The 25,531-nt window shown below is 72.1% G+C and carries 19 protein-coding genes and 1 tRNA gene; 10 read left to right on the forward strand and 10 right to left on the reverse strand.

What is annotated here, in order from left to right:
• Positions 1-154 precede the first annotated feature (154 nt).
• From ISU07_RS10675 to ISU07_RS10690, 4 genes are all read left to right on the forward strand, one after another.
• Positions 155-227: transfer RNA gene (locus ISU07_RS10675), tRNA-Arg, on the forward strand.
• Between the two features lie 70 nt (positions 228-297).
• On the forward strand, positions 298-3,123 hold the full coding sequence (locus ISU07_RS10680; RefSeq protein ID WP_194706774.1) for a BTAD domain-containing putative transcriptional regulator: 2,826 nt from the start codon (positions 298-300) through the stop codon (positions 3,121-3,123).
• A gap of 88 nt (positions 3,124-3,211) precedes the next feature.
• The gene (locus ISU07_RS10685; protein WP_194706775.1) at positions 3,212-3,757 is read left to right on the forward strand and encodes a hypothetical protein; all 546 of its coding nucleotides are present in this window, start codon (positions 3,212-3,214) and stop codon (positions 3,755-3,757) included.
• A gap of 99 nt (positions 3,758-3,856) precedes the next feature.
• On the forward strand, positions 3,857-5,356 hold the full coding sequence (locus ISU07_RS10690) for a serine/threonine-protein kinase (RefSeq protein WP_194706776.1): 1,500 nt from the start codon (positions 3,857-3,859) through the stop codon (positions 5,354-5,356).
• Here the strand turns inward: ISU07_RS10690 and ISU07_RS10695 are convergent.
• Positions 5,337-6,521, reverse strand: coding sequence for a saccharopine dehydrogenase family protein (locus ISU07_RS10695; protein WP_194706777.1), 1,185 nt, complete (start codon positions 6,519-6,521; stop codon positions 5,337-5,339). The two genes, ISU07_RS10690 and ISU07_RS10695, sit on opposite strands and share 20 nt — an antisense overlap.
• A 65-nt stretch (positions 6,522-6,586) precedes the next feature.
• Here ISU07_RS10695 and ISU07_RS10700 point away from each other — a divergent pair, with 65 nt between their 5' ends.
• From ISU07_RS10700 to ISU07_RS10710, 3 genes are read left to right on the forward strand one after another with little or no spacing between them, the layout of a single operon-like run.
• The gene (locus tag ISU07_RS10700; protein WP_194706778.1) at positions 6,587-8,491 is read left to right on the forward strand and encodes a beta-propeller domain-containing protein; all 1,905 of its coding nucleotides are present in this window, start codon (positions 6,587-6,589) and stop codon (positions 8,489-8,491) included.
• A gap of 31 nt (positions 8,492-8,522) precedes the next feature.
• On the forward strand, positions 8,523-8,792 hold the full coding sequence (locus tag ISU07_RS10705) for a DUF2277 domain-containing protein (protein ID WP_194706779.1): 270 nt from the start codon (positions 8,523-8,525) through the stop codon (positions 8,790-8,792).
• The gene (locus tag ISU07_RS10710; RefSeq protein WP_194706780.1) at positions 8,789-9,607 is read left to right on the forward strand and encodes a Sir2 family NAD-dependent protein deacetylase; all 819 of its coding nucleotides are present in this window, start codon (positions 8,789-8,791) and stop codon (positions 9,605-9,607) included. The genes ISU07_RS10705 and ISU07_RS10710 overlap by 4 nt, the downstream gene beginning before the upstream one ends.
• Positions 9,608-9,722: 115 nt before the next feature.
• Here the strand turns inward: ISU07_RS10710 and ISU07_RS10715 are convergent, their stop codons facing one another.
• Positions 9,723-10,415 (reverse strand): metal-dependent transcriptional regulator, encoded by a 693-nt coding sequence (locus ISU07_RS10715; protein ID WP_194706781.1) that lies wholly within the window; start codon positions 10,413-10,415, stop codon positions 9,723-9,725.
• A gap of 45 nt (positions 10,416-10,460) precedes the next feature.
• Between ISU07_RS10715 and ISU07_RS10720 the strand changes: the two genes are divergently transcribed.
• From ISU07_RS10720 to ISU07_RS10730, 3 genes are all read left to right on the forward strand, one after another.
• Entirely contained in the window at positions 10,461-11,759 is a 1,299-nt protein-coding gene (locus ISU07_RS10720) for a cryptochrome/photolyase family protein (RefSeq protein ID WP_194706782.1), read from the forward strand.
• Between the two features lie 70 nt (positions 11,760-11,829).
• Positions 11,830-12,597, forward strand: coding sequence for a hypothetical protein (locus tag ISU07_RS10725; protein WP_194706783.1), 768 nt, complete (start codon positions 11,830-11,832; stop codon positions 12,595-12,597).
• Between the two features lie 42 nt (positions 12,598-12,639).
• On the forward strand, positions 12,640-14,244 hold the full coding sequence (locus tag ISU07_RS10730) for a glycoside hydrolase family 13 protein (protein ID WP_194706784.1): 1,605 nt from the start codon (positions 12,640-12,642) through the stop codon (positions 14,242-14,244).
• 3 nt (positions 14,245-14,247) lie between these two features.
• Here ISU07_RS10730 and ISU07_RS10735 read toward each other — a convergent pair whose 3' ends face one another.
• The 8 genes from ISU07_RS10735 to ISU07_RS10770 all read right to left on the reverse strand — a co-directional run bounded on the left by ISU07_RS10735 (position 14,248) and on the right by ISU07_RS10770 (position 25,526).
• Positions 14,248-14,727: a MarR family winged helix-turn-helix transcriptional regulator gene (locus ISU07_RS10735; RefSeq protein ID WP_194706785.1), complete on the reverse strand. Its 480-nt coding sequence runs from the start codon at positions 14,725-14,727 to the stop codon at positions 14,248-14,250.
• Entirely contained in the window at positions 14,724-16,415 is a 1,692-nt protein-coding gene (locus tag ISU07_RS10740; protein WP_407671410.1) for an MDR family MFS transporter, read from the reverse strand. Before ISU07_RS10740 ends, ISU07_RS10735 begins: the two co-directional genes overlap by 4 nt.
• Before the next feature lie 349 nt (positions 16,416-16,764).
• The gene (locus tag ISU07_RS10745; RefSeq protein ID WP_323742548.1) at positions 16,765-18,750 is read right to left on the reverse strand and encodes an ABC transporter ATP-binding protein; all 1,986 of its coding nucleotides are present in this window, start codon (positions 18,748-18,750) and stop codon (positions 16,765-16,767) included.
• Complete coding sequence (locus tag ISU07_RS10750) at positions 18,747-20,483, reverse strand: ABC transporter ATP-binding protein (RefSeq protein ID WP_194706786.1); 1,737 nt, start codon at positions 20,481-20,483, stop codon at positions 18,747-18,749. Before ISU07_RS10750 ends, ISU07_RS10745 begins: the two co-directional genes overlap by 4 nt.
• Positions 20,484-20,485: 2 nt before the next feature.
• The gene (locus tag ISU07_RS10755) at positions 20,486-21,136 is read right to left on the reverse strand and encodes a TetR/AcrR family transcriptional regulator (protein ID WP_194706787.1); all 651 of its coding nucleotides are present in this window, start codon (positions 21,134-21,136) and stop codon (positions 20,486-20,488) included.
• Between the two features lie 124 nt (positions 21,137-21,260).
• Positions 21,261-23,834 carry an ATP-binding protein gene (locus tag ISU07_RS10760; RefSeq protein ID WP_194706788.1) on the reverse strand — a complete coding sequence of 858 codons (2,574 nt, stop codon included), beginning with the start codon at positions 23,832-23,834 and terminating at the stop codon, positions 21,261-21,263.
• 20 nt (positions 23,835-23,854) lie between these two features.
• Positions 23,855-24,496 carry a pyridoxamine 5'-phosphate oxidase gene (gene pdxH, locus ISU07_RS10765; protein ID WP_323742549.1) on the reverse strand — a complete coding sequence of 214 codons (642 nt, stop codon included), beginning with the start codon at positions 24,494-24,496 and terminating at the stop codon, positions 23,855-23,857.
• A gap of 34 nt (positions 24,497-24,530) precedes the next feature.
• Positions 24,531-25,526 carry a GNAT family N-acetyltransferase gene (locus ISU07_RS10770; RefSeq protein ID WP_194706789.1) on the reverse strand — a complete coding sequence of 332 codons (996 nt, stop codon included), beginning with the start codon at positions 25,524-25,526 and terminating at the stop codon, positions 24,531-24,533.
• Positions 25,527-25,531 lie beyond the last annotated feature (5 nt).

The following is a 25,531-nucleotide window of genomic DNA, read 5'->3' on the forward strand; positions in this document are numbered from 1 at the left end:
ATCGATCGGCCAAACGCGCGCGGCGCCGGACGGCCAGGGCGACCTCGGCGACCGCGACCACGACCAGCACCACCAGGACGGCCACGACCGACCGGGCGGCTCCCCGCGCCGGTGGTTCGGAACCGGGGCCGCGAACCTGTCAAGATCGGAGCACGCCCCAGTAGCTCAGTGGATAGAGCAGCCGCCTCCTAAGCGAAAGGTCGCCAGTTCGACTCTGGCCTGGGGCACCCCTGAGATGTCACCGACGTCGCCGGTCATGGCTTGTCGGTGCGGCGGGTGCACCTGAGGATGAGCGCTGTGGCCCGCTCGACCGAATCGTTCCAGGTGCTGGGCCCGGTGGGGGTATCCAGGTCCGGACAGCCGGTGGAGCTCGGCGGGCGACGACAACGTTGCCTGCTGTCACTGCTGCTCGTCGAGCCGGGGCGGACGGTCTCGAGCGACCGGCTGATCGACGAGCTCTGGCACGGCGAGGCTCCGTCCGGGGCTGAGGGCACGCTCCGCGTGTACGTCTCCCGCCTCCGCTCGACGCTCGGGGACTCATCCCTCCTGGCCAGGCCCCCCGGGTACGCGCTCGACATCGAGCCCGAGCAGGTCGATGCGTGGCGGTTCGAGCGGCTGTACGCCGAAGGGCGCGACGCCCTGGCGCGGGGTGCTGCCGGGATGGCGGCCGATCGCCTGACGGCGGCACTGGCGTTGTGGCGCGGCCCGGCCTTCGCGGACGTTCGCGACGGTGGCGTTCTCGCACGGGAGGCCGGTCGGCTGGACGAGCTGAGGATCGCGGCGCTGGAGGAGCGGATCGATGCGGACCTGCTGCTCGGCCGTCACTCCGCAGTGGTCCCGGAGCTGGAGCGCCTCGTCGCCGAGGAGCCGCTGCGCGAGCGCCTGTGGCGTCAGCTCGTGTCCGCACTGCACCACTCCCAGCGCCAGGCAGACGCCCTCGCGGCGTACCAACGCGCCCGCGCGGTCCTGGCCGAGGGCCTGGGCCTCGATCCGAGCGAGGAGCTGCAAGCCCTCGAGCGGGCCGTCCTGCGCCACGATCTCGCCCCCGTCTCGCCGCCGGTGCAGCGCCACAGCCTCCCGGCACCCATGACCAGCCTGCTCGGCCGCGATCGTGAGCTCACCGACCTCGCCGAGCTCCTGAGGAGCCATCGTCTGGTCACGCTGAGCGGGATCGGCGGCGCCGGCAAGACACGACTCGCCCTCGAGGTGGGGATCCGCCAGGCAGGGTCCTGGACCGGTGGCGTGTGGTTCGTCGACCTGACGGCGAGCGACGGTGCGGCGTCCACGGGGAACGCCGTCTGCCAGGCGTTGGGCGTCCGCGAACGACCGGACGTCTCGGCGGTGGACACCCTGGTCGAGCACTGTCGCGACGCGGAGCTGCTGATCATCCTGGACAACTGCGAGCACGTCGTGACGGCCAGCGCGGAGCTCGTGCACGCCGTGCTCCGCTCGTCTCCCTTCGTGCAGGTGCTGGCCACGAGTCGGGTACCTCTCGGCGTACCGGGCGAGATCGACTACGCCGTCGAGCCACTCCCCACGCCGGCCGACGATCTCCCGGGTGACCAGGTGACGGAGTTCGCCTCGGTGCGCATCTTCCTCGAGCGAGGGCGAGCGGTACGACGCGATGTCGCGCCGACGGCGACGCACATGAGGATCGTCGCCAGGATCTGCCGCGAGCTCGACGGGCTGCCGCTCGCGATCGAGCTGGCCGCCGCGAGGTCGAAGTCGCTGTCGGTCGACGACATCGCCGACCGACTCGACGACCGCTTCCGCTTGCTGCGCTCGCGGCACCAGTCGGCCTCGCCTCGCCATCAGACGCTCCGGGCCACCTTCGACTGGAGCTACGAGCTGCTCGAGGAGGAGGAGCGTGAGCTGCTGGCCGGCCTCTCGGTCTTCGCCGGAGGATTCACCCTCGACGCGGTGGCCGCGGTCTGCCTGCCGGACGATCTCGCGCGAGCCGACGAGCTGGTCAGCCGGCTCGTCGACTCCTCGCTCGTCGTCGTCGTGGCGGCGTCGGGTCGCGCGCGCTACGGGCTGCTCCAGACGGTTCGTGAGTACGCAGCGGAACGTCTCGCCACCTCTGGCCGTGCCGACCTGGTGCGGCGGTCCCACGCCGAGTACTTCCTCGAGGTCGCCGAGCACGCACGCACGGAGGGCCGGGAGGGCAAGGCGGAGGCACTCGACCTGCTGGACGCGGAACGCGAGAACCTGCACTCCGCGATGCGCTGGACGCTGGCGGGCGGCTCCTACCTCGCCGTGCCCCTGGCCGCCCGCCTGTGGCGCTACTGGCTCGTCCGGGGCCAGCGGCGTCAGGGACTCGAGTGGCTCGAGCAGGCGCTGGGCCTTCCCGCGGCGGCCCCAGGACCACCGCGCTCCATGGCGCTCGCCGGGGCCGCGCTGTTTGCGCGGCTGCTCGGCGACTTCACCCGAGCCGAGTCGTTCGCGGTCGAGGGAGTCGCGCTCGGACGCGCGGTGGGGCCACCTCGCGCGCTCACCGTCTCGCTGAACGTCCTGACGACGCTCTCGGCGCGAGCCGGCGACTTCGACGGCGCCACCGGCTACTGCGACGAGTCGATGGGCGTCGCGCGCTCCGCGGGTGACGTCCGGCTGGAAGCGGTGGCGCTGTTCATCCTCACCGAGGGCCTGCTCCACGGCGGGCGGTACGCCGAGGTTCGCGAGGTCGGCAGCCGAGCGCTCGAGCTGGCTCGGACCGCAGGAGACCCGGAGGTGATCGCCATCGTGCTGGCGCGACTCGGCATCGCGGCCGCTCTCGAGCACCGGCTGGAGGAGGCGGCCGAGCACCTCACCGAAGCACTCGGCCACGCCCGCACCCTCGGCTTCCCCGAGACTGCGGGCTGGTGCTGCGAAGGTCTCGCTCTCGTGGCGGCCGCGCGCGACGACAGCGTGCGTGCTGCGCGGCTCCTCGGGGCGGGCGAGTCGTTACGCCGTGAAGGAGGCAGCACGATCCAGCCCGCCGAGGCGGCCGTACGAGAGGCGACCATGACGGCGCTTCGCCGGGTGTTGCCCGCGGAGCGGTTGCAGGTCGCCCTCGAGGCAGGCAGCGGCCTCGCACTGGACGAAGCCGCTGCCGAGGCGGTGGCCACCGCCACCCGGGTCCTGTAACGGAACTGAAACGCCTGTGTCGGAACCTCCTCCCGACGGGTCGGGCCGCAGGGGCTCGTCTCCACGTCGACCAGGAGGCACGAAGATGATGACAAGCCTGAGGCACCGGTTCGCGATCACGGTTCTCGTCGTACTGGCGGGCTTCCTGGGTTCGCAGGCGGGAGCCACGTCGGCCTCGGCCAACGGCGCCCCCCACGCGGAAGCGCCACGCTCGCTGCCGTTCCGGGGCACGCTCGAAGGTGTGCACATCAGTCGGGTCCCGGTTGCTCCACCTGTCGTGTTCGACCGTTTCGAGGCCGACGGACAGGCGACGCTCCTCGGACAGTTCACCTCGGTCATCGAGGCCACCGTCGACTTCGGGTCCCGCCCCGTGACGGGAGTCGGCACCTACACGTTCATCGCGGCGAACGGCGACCGCCTCGTGGCCACCCACACCGGGTCCTCGTCGCTCGTCCAGCCCGGGACCGTCCTCATCACCGAAGTCGCCGTCATCGACCCGCAACGTTCGACGGGGCGGTTCGCCGGCGCTCGAGGCACGTTCACCGTCAAGCGACTGGCCGACGCAGCCACCGGCGTCGGCGGCCGCACGTCGGGCGAGTTCGAGGGAACGGTCTCCCTCGCGACGGGCGCCTGAGGTCTCGCCCCGCTCTCGGCTCGCCAGGATCCCGGGCCCCGCCCGGTCCACCCGGTGAGGTGGTTCGAGACCAGGGATCCTGCGCGAGGGTGGACGGCGATGGACCCGACGCCCGAGCCTCCTGAGTCGCCCGAGTCGCCTGAGTCACCCGAGACCCACCGCGTCATCGGCGATCGCTACGCCCTGGTCCGCCAGATCGGTCAGGGCGGGATGGGTGCGGTCTGGCTGGCACGGGATCAGGTACTCGGGCGCGAGGTGGCCCTCAAGCGCATCGGGCACTTCCCGGGCGGCGACACCCCGGGCCTGGTGCGCGCCCAGCGCGAGGCCAACCTGGCGGCGCGGCTCAACCATCCGCACGTGGTCGCGGTCTTCGACTTCGTCAGCGAGGGCGAGGAGCAATGGCTGGTCATGGAGCACGTGGTCGGCGCGGACCTCGCGTCGCTCGTCGCCGACGACGGTGGGCTGCGGCCCGAGGAGGCCGCCCGCCTGCTCGCCCAGGTGACCGAGGCGCTGGCAGCCGCGCACGAGGCCGGCATCGTGCACCGCGACGTGAAGCCGTCGAACATCCTGGTCACGGCCGACGGCACCGCCAAGCTCACCGACTTCGGCATCGCCCGGGCTCGCGACTCGACCATCACGGCGTCGGGGATGGTCGCCGGCTCCCCCGCCTACCTGGCACCCGAGGTGGCTGCCGGCCGCCCGGCCACCGAAGCGAGCGACGTCTGGTCCCTCGGCGCCACGCTGTACCAGGCGCTCTCCGGACGCCAGCCCTACGAGTCGGACAACGTGATGTCGGCGATGTACCGGATCGTGCACGAGGACCCGCCACGCCTGCCCGGATCTGGCTGGCCCGCCGACCTGCTCGAGCACACCATGGCCACCGACCCGTCGGACCGGTGGCCGATGAGCCGGGTGCACTCGTACCTCGCCGACGGCCCGCCGGCGGCACCGCCCACCTCCCGTGAGGCACCTCCGGCGGCCGCGACGACCACGCTCCTGGAGCCGGTGCCTCCGGTGGCTCCCGAGCCGGTACGTCGGGGGCGGCTGCTCCCGGTGCTGCTCGCCGTCGGGGCCGTGCTCGTGGCCGCGGTCCTCGTCTGGTCGCTGCTGCGCCCCGACCCGGCGCCGAACGCCGGCGACGACACCGCCTCCGACGAGCCGACGTCCCAGCGGTCCCCGTCGTCCTCCGCCAGCCGGACCCCGAGCCCGTCGTCCACCGCCCCGCCGTCGTCCAGCGCACCGGCGACGTCCAGTGCCTCCACGACGGCGACACCCCCGGCGCCGGGCAACCCGGCCGGCGCCATGCGGCGATTCGTGCAGAGGTACATCGCGACGGCCCTCGCCGACCCTGCCGACGCCTGGACGCAGCTGAGCCCCCGCTTCCAGCAGGACTGCTGCGACGGCGACGAAGGCAGCTACGCGGGGTACTGGGACACCATCGAGGACGCCACGCTGAGCGACGTCGTCGCCGACCCACGGGCCATGACGGTCGCCTACACCATCACGTGGGACCCCGTGGACCGCTCGCCCGAGGACGAGGACGTCACCCTGGTCCTGGTCCGCGACGGGGAGGGCTACCTCATCGACGAGGAGCGCTGACCGTCGTGAACGTCAGCCCGCCCGCCCGCACGCGGCGCGTCAGGTTCGCGCCCATCGCCTGAGCCGTCGTCACCTGGCCGGCGACGTCGGGGTTGTCGGTGTCGAACGCCAGCGACAGGGCCGACTCGGCCAGCATCATCGCGGTCTCGCTGTACCCGGGGTCGCCGCCGGACACGCGGGTGTGGACGCGTTCGCCGCCACCCTCGCCGACGAAGTCGACGGAGAACCAGGACTTCTCGCGTCGGGCCTCGTCGGGGCCGTCGCCGGCGGGGTACCGCTTCATCAGGAAGTCGCGGGCCGGCTTCAGCTGCGAGGCCATCCCGAGGCCGGCGACGACGGCCGCGCCGCCGACGGCGTACGGGAGCGTCTTCATGCCGGCGTAGTGGGAGTAGCGGAACTCCGGGCCGTACTCCGCGAGGGCCGCGCCGCTGCGCGCGACGATGGCCGGGTCGATGGTCGGCAGCGGGAGCAGCCAGTACCCGAGCACCGGGTCCTTCCCGGGTCTGCCCGCGATCGCCCGCGAGGACCGGTCCGCCGGACGCTTCTCCAGCCGGCGTCGGGCCGCCGCGGCGGCCCGGATCTGTCGCACCCGGGACATGCCGGTCAGCGCGGTCTCGAACGTTCCTCCCGACGGCAGGCCCCCCGCCCGTACGACGCCACGGACGGTGATCGGGACGTCTCGGGGCAGCTGCTCGACGGTGTACAGAGCGCCGAGGTCGTGCGGGATCGAGTCGAACCCGCAGCAGTGCACGAGCCGCGCGCCGGTGGACACGGCGGTGGCGTGGTGCGCGACGTACACCCGGTCGACGAACTCCCCCTCGCCGGTGATGTCGCAGTAGTCGGTGCCCGCGTCGGCGCAGGCGCCGGCGAGCGCCTCGCCGCGGTCGACGTACGGCCCGACCGTGGTGACCACGACCTTGGTACGCCGCGCCAGGTCGGCCAGCGACGCCGGGTCGCCCGAGTCCGCGACGACGAGCTCCAGGTCGGGCAGGCCCAGCCGGTCGCGCTCCCTCTCGAGCTTGTCGATGCTGCGGCCCGCGAGGCCCCACCGCAGGCCCTGGGGCCTGTGCTCGGCGAGGTAGTCGGCGGTGAGCGCGCCGGTGAACCCCGTCGCACCGAAGAGAACCAGGTCCAGGTCACGGGCGTTCGAACGGGCGTCGGGCATGCCTCATCGTGGCAGCCCCGCCGTGGCCCGGGAACCGCGGCGTCCGCGGCCGCGTCGGAGATCACATGCACGTCGTCCCGCGTACCGCCCTCACCGTCGCCGCCGTCGGCGCGGCGTTCGTCGTGGGCAGCGCGACGGGATCCGGCTCCCCCGAGCGGGTCGGCGGCGGCACTCCGTTGCGGCTGGTGAACGCCGACCTGCGGCCCGCGGAGTCGTGCGACGCGCTGCTGCGCTGGTACGTCGACCACGGCGTCGACCGCGTCACCCCGTGGGGCTGGGACATCACCCGCATCTACACGCTCGAGGACTCGGCGGCGGCACCCGGCGACGCGAGGACGCTCACCGCACCGGCTGCTGCGCCGGTCCCCTCGGCCGCGAACGCGAGCGGCACCGGGACCAACGTCCAGGAGACCGGTGTCGACGAGCCGGACATCGTCAAGACCGACGGCCGCCGGCTGGTGCGCATCGGACCGGGCGGTGACCTCGTGGTGTACGACGTGGCCGGCAGCGAGCCCGTGCTCCTCGGGTCGCTGTCGTTGCCGGGCTTCGACTACCCCGAGCTGCTCCTCGCCGGGGACCGGGTCGTGGTGGTCGGCCACGCGAGCGGCATCGCGCAGGACCGCATCGGCCAGGGCACACGTGTCGAGGTCGTCGACATCACCGACCCGTCGGTGCCGTCGGTCGTGCGCACGTCGACCTACGACTCGGCGTACGTCACCGCCCGCCAGCACGGCGACGTCGTGCGCCTGGTGATCTCGGTCGCCCTGCCGCAGCTGGACTTCGTGGAGCCGGGCATGCTGCCCAGTGGAAGGGCCAGCGAGGAGGCGGCTCTGCGCCGCAACCAGGACGTCGTCCGGGCGAGCACGATCGACGACTGGCTGCCGCACGTGACCACCGAGGACGCCGACGGCGTGGTCACGACCTCGCGGGCCGCCGACTGCGGCGACGTCTCCATCCCGTCGCACGACGCGGGTCTCGGCACGGTCGCCGTCGTCGGGTTCGACGTGGCGTCGCCGCAGGACACGGACGTGACCGCGGTGACCACGCCCAGCGAGACCGTCTACATGTCGCTCGACCACCTGTACCTGGCCAGCTCGGCGTACCGCCTCGGCTGGCAGGCCTGCTGCTGGGACGTCCCCCGGCTCCCGACTCCGTCGTCCCCGGATGGATCCGCCGGGGACGACGGCACCACCTATCTCTACGACTTCGACCTCGACGGCACCGCGACGACGTACGCCGCCTCGGGCTCCGTCGCCGGCACGATCGCGGACCGCTGGTCGATGGACGAGAGCGGCGGCGTGCTGCGGATCGCCGTCGGGCCGACGACCAGGGCCGACCTGGGCAACGCGGTCGTCACCCTGTCGCGGTCGGGCAGCGACCTGGTCGAGCGCGGGCGCGTCGACGGGCTCGGCGTCGGCGAGCAGGTCAAGGCGATGCGGTGGTTCGACGGGCTGGCCGTGATGGTCACCTTCCGGCAGACCGACCCGTTCTACGCGATCGACCTGACCGACCCGGCCGCGCCGCGGCTGCTCGGCGTGCTGAAGATCCCGGGGTACTCCTCCTACCTGCACCCCCTCGGCGACCACCGGATGATCGGCATCGGGTCGGCCGCCGACCAGGAGACCGGCATCGTCTCCGGCGCGAAGGCGTCGCTGTTCGACGTGCACGACGTCACGGCGCCGCGCGAGCTCGACACCGTCGACTACGGCCCGGGCACCATGGCGCAGGCCGAGTACGACCCGCGCCAGTTCACCTGGCTGCCGGACTCCCGGACGGCACTGACCGTCGTCGCGTCGGGGTACGACGGCACGGCGTACGTCTCGGTCCTGCACGTCGACGACTCGACGATGAGCACGACGAACGTGCCGCTGCCGTACCGCGACGACATCTCCCGCGTCCGGCTCGTGCCGCTGCCCGACGGCCGGGTCCTGCTGAGCACCGCGAGCAGCGTGTCGAGCTTCGCGCTCTGACCGCGGCGAGGGGCGCCGTACTCTCGGGGACATGTGCCGCAACATCCGACCGCTGAACAACTTCGAGCCGCCGGCGACCAAGGACGAGGTCTACGCCGCGTCCCTGCAGTTCGTCCGCAAGGTCAGCGGCACGACGAAGCCGTCGCAGGTCAACGAGGAGGCGTTCAACCACGCGGTGCACGAGATCGCGCACATCACCCGGCACCTGCTCGAGGACTGGGTGACGACCGCGCCGCCGAAGAACCGCGAGGTCGAGGCCGAGAAGGCGCGGGCTCGCGCCCGGCTGAGGTACGGCACGTGACGCTCATCTCGACCCGCTCGTCGTACGACGCGGCGCTGGCGCTCCTGCGCGACCGGCCACTCGTGGTGCTGACCGGCGCCGGGCTCTCGACCGACTCGGGCATCCCCGACTACCGCGGGCCGGGCGCACCGGCGCGGATGCCGATGACGTACCAGGAGTTCGTGTCCGGACCGGCCGCCCAGCAGCGGTACTGGGGCCGCTCGCACCTCGGCTGGTCCCGGATGCGAGGTGCCGAGCCGAACGCCGGGCACGTCGCGCTCGCGGCCCTAGACCCGGAGCTGCTGATCACCCAGAACGTCGACGGCCTGCACGAGCGCGCCGGCTCGCGGCGCATGGTCGCCCTGCACGGCCGGATCGCGGACGTGGTCTGCCTGTCGTGCCGGTCGGTCACCTCCCGGGCGTCGCTCCAGGCGCAGATGGCTTCCCTGAACCCCTCGTGGATCGCCACCCACTCCGGTGCGACTGCCCGGCCGGACGGCGACGTCGAGCTCGAGGACACCGCGGGGTTCGTGGTGCCGGCGTGCTCGTGCGGCGGCCCGCTCAAGCCGGACGTGGTGTTCTTCGGTGAGAACGTCCCCAAGGCCCGGGTGTCGCGCTGCTACGAGGCCGTGGACGCCCTCGAGTCGTCGGGCGGAGCACTGCTCTGCGTCGGCACGTCGCTGACGGTGATGAGCGGCTTCCGGTTCGTGCGCCGCGCGGCCAAGGCCGGCACCCCGGTCGTCATCGTCAACCGGGGCGGTACCCGCGGCGACGAGCTGGCGACGTACAAGGTCGAGGCGGGCTGCACGGAGTTCCTGACGGAGCTCGCCGGCTGACGCCCGCTGGTCGAGGAAGGCGCGCCAGCGCCTGTCACGAGACCCGTTGACGGGGTTCGCGGTCATCTCGCCGGGTCTCGTGACGGGACTTCGTCCCTCCTCGACCGGCGGTTGGCTACTGCTTCCCCACGAAGATGTGCGCGGCGGCTTCCAGGTCGATCTCGGCGGTCTCGCCGCCGGAGCCGACGAGGACGCCGAGGTCGGTGGCGGTGACGCCGACGACCTTGTCGGGAAGCGCGCCGATGCGGCGGAGGGTCGACATCAGGAGCTCGTCCTTCTGGAGCTCCTCGGAGATGCGGCGGACGCGCACCGAGGCCGGGTCGGACTCGGTGCCGGTCACGTCGGCGAGCGACACCATGCCGTCCATGAACTCCAGCGTCTCGCCGGCCTCACCGAGCTCGTCGAGGCCGGGGATGGGGTTGCCGTACGGCGACTCGGTGGGGTGGCCCAGCAGGTCGACCAGCCGGCGCTCGACGGTCTCGGACATCACGTGCTCCCAGCGGCAGGCCTCGGCGTGGACCAGCTCCCAGTCCAGCCCGATCACGTCGGTGAGCAGGCGCTCGGCGAGCCGGTGCTTGCGCATCACGCGGGTGGCCAGGCGCATGCCCTCCTCGGTCAGCTCGAGGTGGCGGTCGCCCTCGACGGTGACCAGGCCGTCCCGCTCCATCCGGGCGACGGTCTGCGACACGGTCGGCCCGCTCTGGTGCAGCCGCTCGGCGATGCGGGCACGCAGCGGGACGATGTCCTCCTCGACCAGCTCGTAGATGGTCCGGAGGTACATCTCCGTGGTGTCGATCAGGTCGCTCACCGGCTCATTCTGACGCATGGGGGAAGGCCCTGGCAGAGTGGAGAGATGCCCGCAGTCATGTGGTTCCGGCGCGACCTGCGCCTCTCGGACAACCCGGCACTGCTCGAGGCGGCGGCCCGCGACGGCGAGGTGCTCCCGCTGTTCGTCGTGGACCCCGCCCTCTGGGGGCCCAGCGGTCCGTCCCGCCGGCACTACCTCGGCGAGTCGCTGAAGGACCTCGACCGACGCATCGGCCTGGTCGTCCGCACCGGCGACCCGGTCACCGAGGTCGTCCGCGCGGCCCGCGAGGCCGGCGCCGACCAGGTGCACGTCGCCGCCGACTACGGCCCCTACGGCAGTGCCCGCGACGAGAAGGTCGACGCGGCGCTGGCCGACCACGACATCGAGCTGGTCCGCACGGGATCGCCGTACGCCGTGGCGCCGGGCCGGGTGACCAAGGGCGACGGCACGCCGTACCAGGTGTACACACCCTTCTTCCGCGCCTGGCAGGAGCACGGCTGGCGCGACCCGGCCGGCGACCTCGGCGAGGTGGGCTGGCTGACCGCCGACTCCGACGGCGTACCGGCCGAGGACCTGCCCGACGGCCTCGACCTGCCCGACGCCGGCGAGGAGGCGGCGCAGCGGCGCTGGCGGGACTACCGGCGCGACAAGCTCGAGGCCTACGACCGCGAGCGCGACCGGCCCGACCTCGACGCCACCTCGCACATGTCGGTGCACCTCAAGTGGGGCGAGATCCACCCGCGCACGCTGCTCAAGGACCTCGAGGGCATGCGCGGGAAGGGCGCCCAGACCTACCGGCAGGAGCTGGCCTGGCGCGAGTTCTACGCCGACGTCCTGTTCCACCGGCCCGACTCGGCGCGGGACTACCTCAAGCCCGAGTTCGCCCGGATGGACTACGACGTGCCCGGCGACCAGCTCGCCGCCTGGCGCGAGGGCCGCACCGGATTCCCCATCGTCGACGCCGGGATGCGCCAGCTCCGCGCGACCGGCTGGATGCACAACCGGGTCCGGATGATCGTCGCCAGCTTCCTGGTCAAGGACCTGCACGTCGAGTGGCAGCACGGCGCGCGGCACTTCCTGCACTGGCTGGTCGACGGCGACCTCGCCTCCAACCAGCACGGCTGGCAGTGGACGGCCGGCTGCGGCACCGACGCCGCGCCGTACTTCCGCGTCTTCAACCCGGTCACCCAGGGCAAGAAGTTCGACCCCGACGGCGCGTACATCCGCCGCTGGGTCCCCGAGCTGCGCGACGCCGCCGACCCGCACGAGCCGGTCGACCCGATCGTCGACCACGCGGAGGAGCGGGTCGAGGCGCTGGCCAGGTACGAGAGGATCCGAAGATGATTACCCCAGCGAATCGCTCGCTCCCCCCGCTTCGCTCCTCCCGCTCACGATTCCCCGGGGACCCCAACAGATGACCGACCTGCTCGTCCCCGCCCGGTTCTGCGGACCCCCGTCGTCCGGCAACGGCGGCTGGACGTCCGGCGCGATGGCCGAGCTCGTCCACGAGCACCCGCACGACCACGGCCAGCCGTGGCCGCCCATCAGGGTGACCCTGCGCCGGCCGCCGCCGCTGGACCGGGAGGTACCGGCCACCGAGACCGACGGAGTCACCACCGCGGCCGACGACGAGGGCCCGGTGGCCGACGCCCGCCGGTCCGAGACGCCGCTGACCGAGGTGGAGGCGGTCGACGCGGCGACGGCCCGAGCGGCCGAGGCGTCGTACGCCGGCTGGCACTCCCACCCCTTCCCGACCTGCTTCACCTGCGGTCCCGACCGCGCCGAGGGTGACGGGCTGCGGATCTTCCCCGGCCCGGTCGACGACCTCGACGGCACGACCCGTGTGGCCGCGGTCTGGACGCCGCACGCGAGCACCGCCGAGGACTGGCACACCTACGAGGACGAGCAGCGCCGTGCCTCGATCCCCTGCACCTGGGCGGCGCTCGACTGCCCCGGCGGCTGGTCGGGCGACCTCGCGGCGTACCCCTCGGTCCTGGGCCGGATGACGGCGCGCATCGACGCCCTTCCCGTCGTCGGCGAGGAGCACGTGGTCGTCGGCCACTTCCGCGGCCGCGAGGGCCGCAAGTCGTTCACCGCCTCGACGCTGTACGACGTCGACGGCCGCGTCGTCGCCACCGCCGAGCACGTCTGGGTCCAGGTCGACCCGACCGAGTTCCGGTAGCCGGTTCGCCGGCTTGGCTCCTCAGACGAGTCGCGCCCTAGGATGACGCCCGTGGCTTTGAACGATCCAATCGACGTGCCCTGGTGGCGGGACGCCGTCGTCTACCAGGTCTACGTCCGCTCCTTCGCCGACGCGAACGGCGACGGCATGGGCGACCTGAAGGGCATCACGAAGCGCCTCCCGTACCTCGCCGACCTCGGCGTGGACGCGCTCTGGATCACGCCGTTCTACCCGAGCCCGCAGCACGACGCCGGGTACGACGTCAGCGACTACGTCGACGTCGACCCGCGCTTCGGCGACCTCGCGGACGCCGACGCGCTCCTGCGCAAGGCGCACGCGCTCGGCCTCAAGGTGATCGTCGACCTCGTGCCCAACCACACCTCCGACGAGCACGAGTGGTTCCAGAAGGCGCTGGCCTCGGAGCCCGGCAGCCCGGAGCGCGAGCGGTACCTCTTCCGCACGGGCAAGGGCCGCGGCGGCCAGCAGCCCCCGAACAACTGGGGCTCCGTGTTCGGCGGCATCGCCTGGGAGCGGATCGAGGACGGCCCCGCCGGATCGACCCAGTGGTACCTCCACCTCTTCGACAAGACCCAGCCCGACCTGAACTGGCGCAACCCCGAGGTGCGGCAGATGTTCGTCGACGTGCTCCGCTTCTGGCTGGACCGCGGCGTGGACGGCTTCCGGGTCGACGTGGCCCACGGGCTGTTCAAGCACGAGTCGCTGCGCGACGAGAAGTCCGACCACCCCAGCTCGCGGCACGTCGAGTCGCTGCTGGAGACCGACACCAAGGACGAGCCGATGTGGGACCAGCCCGAGGTGCACGACGTGTACCGCGACTGGCACCAGGTCCTGGCCGAGTACGACGGCGACCGGATGGCCGTCGCCGAGGCGTGGACCCAGACGCCCGAGCGCACCGCGGCGTACGTCCGTCCCGACGAGCTCCAGCAGGCCTTCAACTTCGCCTGGCTGCTGGCCACGTGGGACGCCGCGGACATGGCCGACTGCATCCGCCGTACCTTCGCCACCCTCGACCCGGTCGGCGCGAACCCCACGTGGGTGCTCTCGAACCACGACGTGGTGCGGCACGCGACCCGCTACGGCGGCGGCCGGGTCGGCGTGGCGCGCGCCCGTGCCGCCACGCTGGCGATGCTCGCGCTGCCCGGGTCGTCGTACCTCTACCAGGGCGAGGAGCTCGGCCTGGAGAGCGTCGACGTCCCCGAGGAGCTGCGACAGGACCCCGCGTGGTTCCGCACCGGCGAGTTCTGGCGCGACCACTGCCGCGTGCCGATGCCGTGGAGCGGCACCCGGGCGCCGTTCGGGTTCGGCGGCCGCACCCAGCCGTGGCTCCCGATGCCCGCCGGGTGGAAGGACCTCACTGTCGAGGCCCAGACCGGCAAGCGCGGGTCGACGCTGGAGCTCTACCGCAAGGCGCTCAAGGTGCGCCGTACCTTCGCCGCCACCGCCCCGCGCGACGTCGAGATCCTCGACCGCGCCAAGACGGTGCTCGCGTTCGAGCGCGGGCCGATCACGGTGGTGCTCAACGCCGGCAAGCGCCCGGTCTCGCTGCCCCGGGGCAAGGTCCTGCTCAACAGCGGCCGGCTGGTCGACGGCAAGCTGCCGCCGGACACCGCCGTCTGGATCCGCTGACCGTCAGCTCGAGCGGGTGAGCTCGCGCGCCGGCAGGTCGGCGGCGTCAAGGGCCCGGTTGTAGCGACCGAGGGCGGCGACGAACCCGGCCAGGTCACGCTCGGACCAGTCGCCCAGCCGCTCGTCGAGCCACTCCCGGCGTTGCCCCGCCACCTCGGCCAGCCGCTCCCGGCCCTCCTCGCTGACCGAGACGAGCATCGCGCGCCCGTCCTCGGGATCGCTCACCCGCGCCAGCAGGCCGAGGTCGGTGAGGTGGGTGACCTGGCGGCTGATCGCGCCCTTGTCGATCGTGAACTGCTCGGCGATCTCGGAGGCGCGCAGCGGACCGCGCTCGGCCACGAAGGCGAGCATGAGGTACGACGCCGGGGCCAGGTCGGGGTGCACGGCTCGCGCCCGGTCGGCGATGACGCGGCGGATGCGCCGGACCATCACGGCGACCTCGTGCTCGAGGTCGCCGAGGATCTCTGCCCGCTGGCGGGTCATCGCGAGGGCACCTGCTCGGGGCCGACCTGGGTGGTGGACCCGGGCTTGATTTCGAGACGGCTCGCGCCCGGTCGCTCCGCGCCCGAACGCCGAGCCTCCTCAATCTCCTCGCTATCCTCCGCCGGGCTCGCAAGCTCGCCCACCGGAGCGCTCGGAATTTCGTCGGCGCGCTGGATGGTCGTGCGCAGCGGAACCTCGCGGATGAACAGCACGCACACGAACGCTGCCACAGCGAACGGCACCGCGACCATGAAGATGTGGCCGGTCGCCTCACCGAATGCCGCCTCGACGGCCGCGCGCAGCGGCGCCGGCAGGGTGTCGAGGTCGGGGATCGAGTGGCTCTGGTGTCCGCCGCCGAGGGACGTCGCCACCTGGTGGCTGAGCACCGCGCCGAGGGCCGAGACGCCGATCGAGCCACCCATGCTGCGGAAGAACGCCACCACGGAGCTCGCGACGCCCATGTCGGACTGGGCGGTGTTGTTCTGGACCGCGAGGACGAGGTTCTGCATGGTCGCGCCCAGGCCGATGCCGAGGATCGCCATGTAGACGCCGATGTGCCACAGCGAGGTGGTGCCGTCCATGGTGGCCAGCAGCGAGAGGCCGACGATCACGGTCACCATGCCGCCGACCAGGAACCGCTTCCAGGTGCCGGTGCGGCTGATGATCCGGCCGGTGAGCATGCTCGAGAGGGCCAGGCCGAGGACCATGTTCATCGACATCAGGCCGGCCTGGGTCGGGCTCATGCCGCGCGAGAGCTGGAAGTACTGGCTGAGGTAGACCGTCGACCCGAACATCGCCACGCCGATGAGGATCGAGGCCGCGGTCGACAGAGTGGTGGTGCGGTCCTGGAAGAGGCGCAGCGGGATCACCGGCTCGACGGCCACGCGCGCCTCGACGTAGATCGCGAAGGCCAGCACGAGCAGGCCGCCGACCACGAGCGCGATGCTGGTGGCGGACATCCAGGCGAAGCTGTTGCCGGCCAGGGAGACCCACACGAGGAGCACGCTCACGCCGCCGACGATGAGGGTCGCGCCGAGGTAGTCGATGTGCACCTCGCGGCGTACGACGGGCAGGTGCAGCGTCTTCTGCAGCACCGCGAACGCGGCCGCGGCCACCGGGAGGCCGACGAAGAAGCACCAGCGCCAGCCGAGTCCCGGGGTGTCGACGATGAGGCCGCCGATGAGCGGGCCGGAGACGGTGGCCAGGGCGAACGTGGCGCCGATGTAGCCGGAGTAGCGCCCGCGCTCGCGCGGCGTCACCATGCTCGCGATGACGACCTGGACCAGCGCCGTCAGGCCGCCGACGCCGAGGCCCTGGAAGGCTCGCGCGCCGATCAGCACGCCCATGGACGGCGCGAAGCCGGCCACGACCGAGCCGACCGAGAAGATCACCAGCGCCACCTGGACCAGCAGCTTCTTGCTGAAGAGGTCCGCGAGCTTGCCCCAGATCGGCGTGCTCGCCGTCATGGTCAGCAGCGTCGCGACGACCACCCAGGTGTAGCCGGTCTGGCTGCCGTGGAGGTCGCTGACGATCGCCGGCAGCGCGTTCGACACCACGGTGCTGGAGAGCATCGCGACGAACATCGCCAGGAGGAGGCCGGTCAGGGCCTCGAGCACCTCGCGGTGCGTCATCTTCCCGGCGGTCTCCGCGGAGCTGAGGGGGGTGGTCGTGGCTGACAAGACAGACATCTCGATTCGTGGTCGGCGTACTGGTTGACGATATCAACAGTTGCCGATCACAACTAATCGGTCCTGGGATCCATTCCCGCTCCGCCTCCACACGCAGACGACCCGCAGGTGTGGAGCTCGTTACCGAGCGCCCCTCCAACCGGACGTGGGTTGGATCACCTGCGGGTCGGGTGTCTGCGTTGGGATTGCCAGCAGCACTTCGGTGAGCACGAAGCTGGCCGGTTGCTGCTAGACCGCAGCCACCTCACGCGTCCTGAAAGTATTCAACTTCGGACCACCTCCTTTCCCGTGTACGACGACGGTATCGGGCCGGACAAGGAGGGCTCAACCTCTTTCCCGGCGCGTCCCGTCAGCCGACCGCTTCCGGGACGGCGGCGCTGAACTGCGCCTGGTACAGCCGGGCGTACGCGCCGCCGGACGCCAGCAGGGAGTCGTGCGTCCCCTGCTCGACGATCGAGCCGTCCTCCATCACCAGGATGAGGTCGGCGTCCCGGATGGTGCTGAGCCGGTGCGCGATGACGAACGACGTCCGGTCGCTGCGCAGCGCGGCCATCGCCTGCTGGAGCAGCAGCTCGGTGCGGGTGTCGACCGACGAGGTGGCCTCGTCGAGGATCAGCAGGTCGGGGTCGGACAGGAACGCGCGGGCGATCGTGACCAGCTGGCGCTCGCCGGCGGACAGGTTGGACCCCTCCTCGTCGACGTGGGTGTCGTAGCCGTCGGGCAGCGAGTGCACGAAGCGGTCCACGAACGTCGCGCGCGCGGCCTCGAGGATCTGCTGGTCGGTGGCCCCCGGGTTGCCGTAGGCGATGTTGTCGCGGATGCTCCCCTCGAACAGCCAGGTGTCCTGGAGCACCATGCCGATCTCACCGCGCAGCTCGCCCCGTGGCACCGATGCGATGTCCACGCCGTCGAGGGTGATCCGTCCGGACGACACCTCGTAGAACCGCATGACGAGGTTGACCAGCGTGGTCTTGCCGGCGCCGGTCGGTCCGACGATGGCGACGGTCTGACCGGGGGCCGCGACCAGCGACAGGTCCTCGATGAGCGGCTTGTCGGGGTCGTAGGAGAACGACACGTGCTCGAAGCGGACCTCGCCGTGCCGAGCGGCCTCGGGCACGAGGGCGCCGCGCTCCTCGGGCGACTGCTCGTCGGCGTCCAGGAGCTCGAAGACGCGCTCGGCCGAGGCCACGCCGGACTGCAGCAGGTTGGCCATCGACGCGACCTGGGTCAGCGGCTGGGTGAACTGGCGGGAGTACTGGATGAACGCCTGGATGTCGCCCAGCGAGATGGACCCGTTGGCGACCTTGAGTCCACCGAGGACCGCGATGACGACGTAGTTGAGGTTCCCGATGAACATCATCGTCGGCATGATCAGGCCGCTGACGAACTGCGCGCCGAACGACGCGTCGTACAGCTTGTCGTTCTCCTCGGCGAAGGTGCGCTCGACCTCCTCCTGCCGGCCGAACACCTTGACCAGGGCGTGGCCGGAGAAGGTCTCCTCGATGTGGGCGTTGAGCTTGCCGGTGCGACGCCACTGGTCGATGAACATGCCCTGGCTGCGCTTCATCACCGCGCCGGTCACGACCATCGTGATCGGCACCGTGACGAGGGCGACCAGCGCCAGCTCCCAGGAGATCGAGAACATCATCACCACGACGAAGACGACCGTGAGCAGCGAGGTGAAGAGCTGGCTCATCGTCTGCTGCAGCGACTGGCTGATGTTGTCGATGTCGTTGGTGACGCGGCTGAGGAGCTCGCCGCGCGGCTGCTTGTCGAAGTAGCTGAGCGGCAGGGAGTTGACCTTGTCCTCGACGTCCGAGCGCATCCGGCGGACGGTGCCCTGCACGACGTCGTTGAGGAGGTACCCCTGGAGCCACGCGAGCAGCGACCCGGCGACGTACACCGCGAGCACCAGCATCAGCACGTGCCCGACGGCGGTGAAGTCCACTCCCTGGCCGGGCACCAGGTCCTTCATGTTCTGGATCAGGTCGGCCTGGCGCACGTCGCCCCGCTCGCGCAGCGCCTCGGCCGCCTGCTCCCTCGTGACTCCCTCGGGGATCTTGCGGCCGAGGATGCCGGCGAAGATCAGGTCGGTGGCCCGGCCCAGGATGCGCGGGCCGATCGACATCAGCGCGACGCTCAGCACCGCGAGGGCGATCACCGCCGACGCCTTGGTCTTCTCCGGCGCCATCCGGCGGACCAGCCGCTTGGCCGACGGCCCGAACGTGCTCGCCTTCTGGCCGACCATGCCGCCGCCCATCGGGCCGCGGCCGGGGCCCGGCCCCTGGGTGATCCGCTCGGTCTCCTTGAGCGTGCCGCTCTTCTGCTCGCTCATGCGGCCGCCTCTTCCGCGCTCAGCTGGGACGCGACGATCTCCCGGTAGGTCTCGCAGGTCTCGAGCAGCTCGCCGTGGGTGCCGCGGCCGACGACCAGACCGTCCTCCAGCACCAGGATCTGGTCGGCGTCACGGATCGTGGAGACGCGCTGGGCGACGATCAGCACCGTCGCGTCCCGGGTCACCGGCCTCAGCGCGGCACGCAGCCGCGCGTCGGTGGCCAGGTCGAGTGCCGAGAACGAGTCGTCGAACAGGTAGATCTCGGGTCGCTTGACGACCGCCCTCGCGATGGCGAGCCGCTGCCGCTGCCCGCCGCTGACGTTCGTGCCGCCCTGGGCGATCGGCGCGTCGAGGCCCTCGGGCATCTCGCGCACGAAGTCGGCTGCCTGCGCGATCTCCAGGGCGTCCCACAGCTCGTCCTCGGTCGCGTCGGGCTTGCCGTGCAGCAGGTTGGACCGGACGGTGCCGGAGAAGAGGTACGCCCGCTGGGGCACCAGCCCGATGACGGACCACAGCCGGTCGGGTTCGAGGCGGCGTACGTCGACGCCGTCGACGCGCAGCTCGCCGCCGGTGACGTCGAAGAGGCGGGGCACCAGGTTCACCAGCGTGCTCTTACCCGCGCCCGTCGAGCCGATGACGGCCACCGTCTGCCCGGGCTCGGCCCGGAACGACAGGTCGCGCAGCACCGGTGCGTCCGCGCCGGGGTAGGTGAGCTCGACGTGATCGAGCTCGAGCAGGCCGCGGTACGGGAGGTCCGTGACGGGCTCCGTCGCCCGGGCGACCGAGGTCTCGGTGTCGAGCACCTCCATGACCCGGTCCGCGCACACCGCCGAGCGCGGCAGCATCATCATCATGAAGGTGCCCATCATCACCGACATGACGATCTGCATGAGGTAGGCGAGGTACGCCGTGAGGGCGCCGACCTCCATCTGGCCGGAGTCGACGCGGTGGCCGCCGAACCACAGCACCGCGACCGAGGCGATGTTCGCGACGAGCATGACCGTCGGGAACATGGCGGCCAGGTAGCGGCCGGCCCGGGTGGCCACGTCGGTCAGCTCGCCGTTGGCGGTCGCGAACCGCTCGGTCTCGCGCTCCTCGCGCACGAAGGCGCGGACGACGCGGACGCCGGAGATCTGCTCGCGGAGCAGCCGGTTGACCTCGTCGATGCGGGTCTGCATCAACCGGAAGCTCGGGACCATCCGGGTGATGATCAGGGCCATGGCGGCCGCCAGCACCGGCACGGTCACGACGATCAGCCAGGACAGGCCGAAGTCGACGTGCATCGCCATCACGATGCCGCCGACCATCATGATCGGCGCCATCACCATCAGCGTGCAGGACATCAGCACGAGCATCTGCACCTGTTGCACGTCGTTGGTCTCACGCGTGATCAGGCTGGGTGCGCCGAAGTCCTGCACCTCGCGCTGGGAGAACGACCCCACGCGGTGGAAGATCGCCGACCGCACGTCGCGCCCGAAGCCCATCGCCGTCTTCGCACCGAACCAGACGGCTCCGACCGAGCAGATGATCTGGACGAACGCGACGCCGAGCATCAGCGCCCCGGTGTGGACGATGTAGCCGGTGTCGCCGGTGATGACGCCCTTGTCGATGATGTCGGCGTTCAGCTTGGGCAGGTACAGCGCACCGAGCGTGCCGATGAACTGCAGCACCACGACGACGGCCAGCGGCCGCTTGTAGGGCGCCAGGTAGGTACGGGCGAGTCGGATCAACATGGTCACTTCTCCCGAGCGGTGCGACGGCTGGGACGGCCGGGGGCGCGGATGCCGTCGAGGACGAGGTCGGCGATCTCGTCAGGGGTGAGCGCCGGCGCCATGCCCCACTCGGGACGGGCGGCGCCGAAGGTCAGGGCGCGGAGTGCGAGGGCGGCCGTGGCGGGGTCGACGGCGAGCTGGTCGGCGTACGGCTCGAAGAGGCCGGTGAGCCGGTCGTGCAGGTCACGCTGGGCCTTGAGCATGAACTCCGGGGGTCCGTGCGGGATCTGCTTCTTCTTCTCGGCGGAGGCGTCGTGGTACATCGCGGCGAGGTACGGGCGGACGGCGCCCATCACCGACATGGTCAGCCGCATCCGCTCCAGGATCCGGCCGGCCGCGACCACGATGCTCATCCGGAGGTCGGTGATCCCGGCCAGCGCCTCGTCGAAGGCCTCCTGGCCCCCGGCGGGGTTGATCGCCTCCTCGGCCGCGGCGAACAGCAGGCTCGCCTTGTCGGGGAAGACCCGGAAGATCGTGCCCTCGGCGATGCCCGCCGCCTGGGCGATCTCCTTGGTCGTGACGTCGCCGCCCTTCTCGACCAGCAGCGGGATCAGCGCGTCGAGGATCGCGGTACGCCGGTCCTCCGCGGCGAGCGGGGCAGCACGGGGTGGCATGCCCTCGACAGTAACTGAGTGAGCACTCACTCACAACTGACATTCGTCACGTCGCCGGGATAGTCCCTGACGTTTGGGCCCTTCCGAAGCACGGTACGGGGCCCAAACGTCAGGGACTATCCCCTCAGACGTCGCGACGAGAGGAGACGCCGAGCTTGCCGAGGATGCTCGCGACGTGGTGCTCGACGGTACGGCGGGAGAGGACGAGTCGCTCGGCCATCTCGGCGTCGGACAGCCCCTCGCGGAGGAGGTCCAGCACCTCGGCCTCGCGGCGGGTCAGGCCGTCGGGGTGGGCACGGGTGTCGGCGCGGCGGCTGCGCGGGGGCGTCCAGCCCCGGGCGCGCGACAGGGCACGCGCACGGGCCGCGGCGGCATCCGCGCCGAGCTCGTCGAAGGCCAGCGCCGCGTCGGCGAGGCCGTCCCTCGTACCTCCCCGGGCCAGGGCCAGCGCCCGGGCGAACGGGCTGCCCAGCTCCTCCCACTCCCGGGCGGCGGTCGCCCAGTCGCCGGCGACCTCGGCCAGGTACGGCGTGCCGTCGAGGTCGGCCTCGGCCGCCAGGTCGGCGGGCACCCAGGTGGTGACCTCTCCATGGGTCCACGGGTTGCTGTCGGGACGGACGAGCTCCCAGGCCTCGACAGCAAGAGCCGTCGCCTCGTCCTCGGCGCCGCGGATCCACGCCAGCTCACAGGCCGCGGAGTACGCGACCGACACCCGCTGTGCCTCGCGCGTCCCCATCGCCAGCTCCATGGCCTCGCGCAGTGGTCGCTCGGCATCCCCGCGGCCGGACCAGCCCCGGGCCCGCGCCACGACCGTGAGCACCCCGATCCGGCTGACCGCGAAGCCGCGCAGGTTGCCGATCACCCGCTCGGCCTCCGCCACCGCCTCGTCGAGCTTTCCCTGCTCCAGGAGGTTCCGGCTGCGCCAGCTGCGCATGTAGAAGTCCCAGGCGTCCAGGTCGCGTTCGAGGCAGTACTCCAAGCCCTGCTTGAGGTACTCCTCCGCCTGGGCGTGCCGGTGCTGGCGCACCGTCGAGGAGACGAGGTTGGTGAAGGCGCGCGCGGCGTGCTCGTGGAAGTCGCCGGCGATGCTGCGATCCAGGCTCTCGTTCAGCAGCCGCAGGCCGAGCTCGGTGTGACCCGCCTCGTTCTCGGCCGTGCCGAGGTTGTTGAGCGCGTGCACGCGGACGTCCTCGACGTCGCGCCCGGGTGGCAGCGCGTCCAGCACCGCCAGCGCCCGGCCGGCCCACTCGCGCGTGCCCTCCAGGTCACCGGCGAGCATGCACAGCTGACCGCGGTTGCTCAGCGCCATCGCCTCGGCCCACGTACCTCGGCCGCCCAGCGTCTCGGTCGCGGCCGCGCCGTACCTCTCGGCGTCGTCGTTGAACCCGGCGAACCAGCTGAGCCGCGACAGCCAACGCTGGCTGTCCCCGACCGCGTCCACGTCCCCGAGCTCCCGCCAGATCTCCAGCGACTCCCGGCGGGCCGCGAGCGCGTCGTCGATGTGACTGGTGACGTACAGCTCGTAGGCCAGCAGCGCCAGCAGCGCGGCCCGCTCGGCCGGCGTCGCGTCCGGGGAGTGCCGCAGCACCCGCTCGTACTGCTGGACCGCCTCCTTGTGCGCGCCCAGCGCCGCGGCCCGCTCCCCCGCCACCCGGGCGTGCCGGGCGGCCACCTCGCCGCGCCCGCCGGCCTCGGCCTGGTGAGCCATCCGCGCCGGGTCCGCGCCCGGCGTGGCCTCCAGCGCCTCGAGGATCCGGCGGTGGAGGCCGAGGGCCCGCAGCCGCGGCACCTCGTCGACGACCGCGAGCCGCGCGAGCTCGTGGCGGAACATCAGCGTGTCCCCTTGGAGCTGGAGCACGCCCGCGCCCAGTGCCTCGTCGAGCGCCGCCTCGCAGCCGGGAGCCACGGCCGTGACCAGCGCCAGCTCGGCGCGCGGCCCACCCAGCGCGACGACGTCGAGGCTCTCGCGCGCCGCGTCCGACAGCCGCGCGGTGCGGGAGAGCACGGCGTCGTGCACGGTCCGCGGGACGGCGTCGCCGCCCGCGGCCAGCACCTCGGTGACGTAGAACGGGTTGCCGCCCGTCTGGCGGTACAGCTCCTCGGCGTCGACCGTGCCGTCGGGCGCGGCCTCGACCAGGCGCCGTACGGCGTCCAGGGTCAGCGGTCCGAGGTCGATCCGGCGGATGCCGGGCGAGCTGGCCAGGTCACCGAGCAGCACGCGCAGCGGGTGCTGGCCGGTCACCTCCTCCGACCGGTAGGTGACCAGCACGAGCGCGCGCAGCCGGTGCACCCGACGGGCCAGGTGCCGGATGAGGTCGAGCGTCGCGCCGTCGGCCCAGTGCGCGTCCTCGACCACCAGCAGGAACGGGCGGACGGGATCGCGCAGGGCCTCGGACAGCCGGGTGAACACGTCGTGCCGATCGACGTCCTGGGCCGCGTCCTGGGGCCACACGTCGGCCGGGAGGTCGGGCAGCATCTCGCGCAGGGGCCCGAGCGGTGCGGGCGTCGCCGAGCCGTCGCAGGCGCCCTGCGCGACGTCGACGGCGCGGTCGGCGGAGGCGACCACGGCGTCCACGAACGTCGTCTTGCCCACGCCCGCCTCGCCGGCCACGAACACCAGCCGGCCGTCCCCCCGGGTCGCGTCGGCCAGGTAGTCGGCCGCCGCCTGCAGCGCAGGCCCCCGTTCCAGCAGCGCCATGGCGCGAAGTTAGCGGAAAGTCAGGGGGCCAGGCGCTCGATGCGCCACCCGTCGGGCTCGGCCCGGCGATAGACGAGCCGGTCGTGCATCCGGCCCGGCCGGCCCTGCCAGAACTCCACGGCCTCCGGGCGCACGCGGTAACCACCCCACTCCCCCGGCACCGGAACCTCGTCCGGGTACGTCCGCTCCGCCTCGTCGTACGCCGCCTCGAGCTCCGCCCGCGACGCCACCACCCGCGACTGGTGGGAGGCGTGCGCGCCGAGCCGGGAGCCGCGCGGACGCGTCGAGAAGTACGCCGCCACGTCGGCCTCGGGCAGCACGCTCGCGGTCCCCTCGACCCGGACCTGCCGCTCCAACGGGTGCCACGGGAAGAGCAGGGCGCAGCGCGGTTCGGTCGCGAGCTCGACGCCCTTGCGCGAGGCCTGGTTGGTGAAGAACACGAAGCCCTCGTCGGAGAAGCCCTTCAGCAGCACCATCCGGCTCGAGGGCCGGCCATCGGCGGAGACCGTCGAGACGACCATCGCGTTCGGCTCGTACAACCCGGCCGCCTGGACGTCGGCGAACCAGCCGGCGAACATCGTCATCGGGTCGGCCGCGAGGTCGGACTCGTCCAGGCCGCGGTCGGAATACTCGCGGCGCAGGTCCGCGACGTCGTCGCTCACGCTGGCCACGCTAGTGGCCGTCCGTCGGTCGAGGTCAGGCCAGCGAGTCCTGGTACTGCAGCTCGCGCGCCATCACGCGGTACCCGAGCCGCTCGTTGACCCCGACCATGTGGTCGTTGGACTCGGCGTTGAAGGTGTCGAGGTACTCCAGCCGCGGCTCCTCCTCGGCCATCCAGCGCATCATGTCCGACTTCAGCAGCAGGCCGAGCCGGTGGCCGCGGTGCGCTCGGACGACCGACGTGTCGAGCTGGTGCCCGTGCGTCGAGGTCTCCCCGTCGACCGACACCGAGGTGACGCCGCCGAACTCGTCGGCGCCGCGCACCCGGGCGAGGACCCGGTAGAGGCGGTGGCCGCCCGCCTCCTGGGCGTCCTCGAACTCGCGCGTGCGCTCGGGCGAGAACACCTCGTCCTCGTACTCCAGCGCATCGCGCGGGGCGTCGTTGATCGCGGCGACCGCCGCGAGGAACGGCGTCATCAGCTCGTCGGGCATCCGACCGGCGACCCGGACCAGCTCGTACGCGGCGGCGTGCGGCAGCGCCTCGGCGTACAGGGCGTCGGCCAGCCCGGGCTCGAGCTCGTGAAGGTGCTGGCGCCGGCACACGGCCACGGACTTGGTCTCCGAGCCGCGCGCGGCCGCGAAGCCACTGGTCTGCTCCCCGTCCCACCCGAACCAGCCCACCTTGCTCCGCCCCAGGTCCCGGAGGAGGTCGTACGCCTGGTCCATGGCGGCACTGCCGATGCCGCGGCGGCGGTGGTCCGGGTGGACGGCGAGCTCGATCCAGGAGAGGTCGAGGTTGTCGCGCATCGGCAGGTGCACGGCGAGCCTGCCCACTGCCTCACCACCGGACTCCACGAGGAAGTACCGGCCGGGCTCCCCGTCGAAGCCGTGCCGCATCTCCATGGTCTGCCGGAAGACCGTCAGCTGCGGCCACCACGGCCCGTCGGCGAGGCGCGCGGCGTCGTCGACGGCGACGTACGCCGCCACCGACGGTTCGTCGTCGGCGGTGATCTCGCGCAGCTGGGTGTCCACGAGCC

The organism is Nocardioides islandensis (assembly GCF_015352455.1).
Classification (GTDB): domain Bacteria; phylum Actinomycetota; class Actinomycetes; order Propionibacteriales; family Nocardioidaceae; genus Nocardioides; species Nocardioides islandensis.

Excerpts from the sequence above, each read along its gene's own strand:
- ISU07_RS10740 (WP_407671410.1), bottom strand. The coding sequence starts at position 16,415 with ATGTCTGTCTTGTCAGCCACGACCACCCCCCTCAGCTCCGCGGAGACC.
- ISU07_RS10725 (WP_194706783.1), top strand. The coding sequence starts at position 11,830 with ATGACCGACCTGCTCGTCCCCGCCCGGTTCTGCGGACCCCCGTCGTCC.
- ISU07_RS10720 (WP_194706782.1), top strand. The coding sequence starts at position 10,461 with ATGCCCGCAGTCATGTGGTTCCGGCGCGACCTGCGCCTCTCGGACAAC.
- ISU07_RS10730 (WP_194706784.1), top strand. The coding sequence starts at position 12,640 with ATGACGCCCGTGGCTTTGAACGATCCAATCGACGTGCCCTGGTGGCGG.
- ISU07_RS10685 (WP_194706775.1), top strand. The coding sequence starts at position 3,212 with ATGACAAGCCTGAGGCACCGGTTCGCGATCACGGTTCTCGTCGTACTG.
- ISU07_RS10745 (WP_323742548.1), bottom strand. The coding sequence starts at position 18,750 with ATGAGCGAGCAGAAGAGCGGCACGCTCAAGGAGACCGAGCGGATCACC.
- ISU07_RS10735 (WP_194706785.1), bottom strand. The coding sequence starts at position 14,727 with ATGACCCGCCAGCGGGCAGAGATCCTCGGCGACCTCGAGCACGAGGTC.
- ISU07_RS10760 (WP_194706788.1), bottom strand. The coding sequence starts at position 23,834 with ATGGCGCTGCTGGAACGGGGGCCTGCGCTGCAGGCGGCGGCCGACTAC.
- ISU07_RS10695 (WP_194706777.1), bottom strand. The coding sequence starts at position 6,521 with ATGCCCGACGCCCGTTCGAACGCCCGTGACCTGGACCTGGTTCTCTTC.
- ISU07_RS10755 (WP_194706787.1), bottom strand. The coding sequence starts at position 21,136 with ATGCCACCCCGTGCTGCCCCGCTCGCCGCGGAGGACCGGCGTACCGCG.
- ISU07_RS10690 (WP_194706776.1), top strand. The coding sequence starts at position 3,857 with ATGGACCCGACGCCCGAGCCTCCTGAGTCGCCCGAGTCGCCTGAGTCA.
- ISU07_RS10705 (WP_194706779.1), top strand. The coding sequence starts at position 8,523 with ATGTGCCGCAACATCCGACCGCTGAACAACTTCGAGCCGCCGGCGACC.
- ISU07_RS10700 (WP_194706778.1), top strand. The coding sequence starts at position 6,587 with ATGCACGTCGTCCCGCGTACCGCCCTCACCGTCGCCGCCGTCGGCGCG.
- ISU07_RS10750 (WP_194706786.1), bottom strand. The coding sequence starts at position 20,483 with ATGTTGATCCGACTCGCCCGTACCTACCTGGCGCCCTACAAGCGGCCG.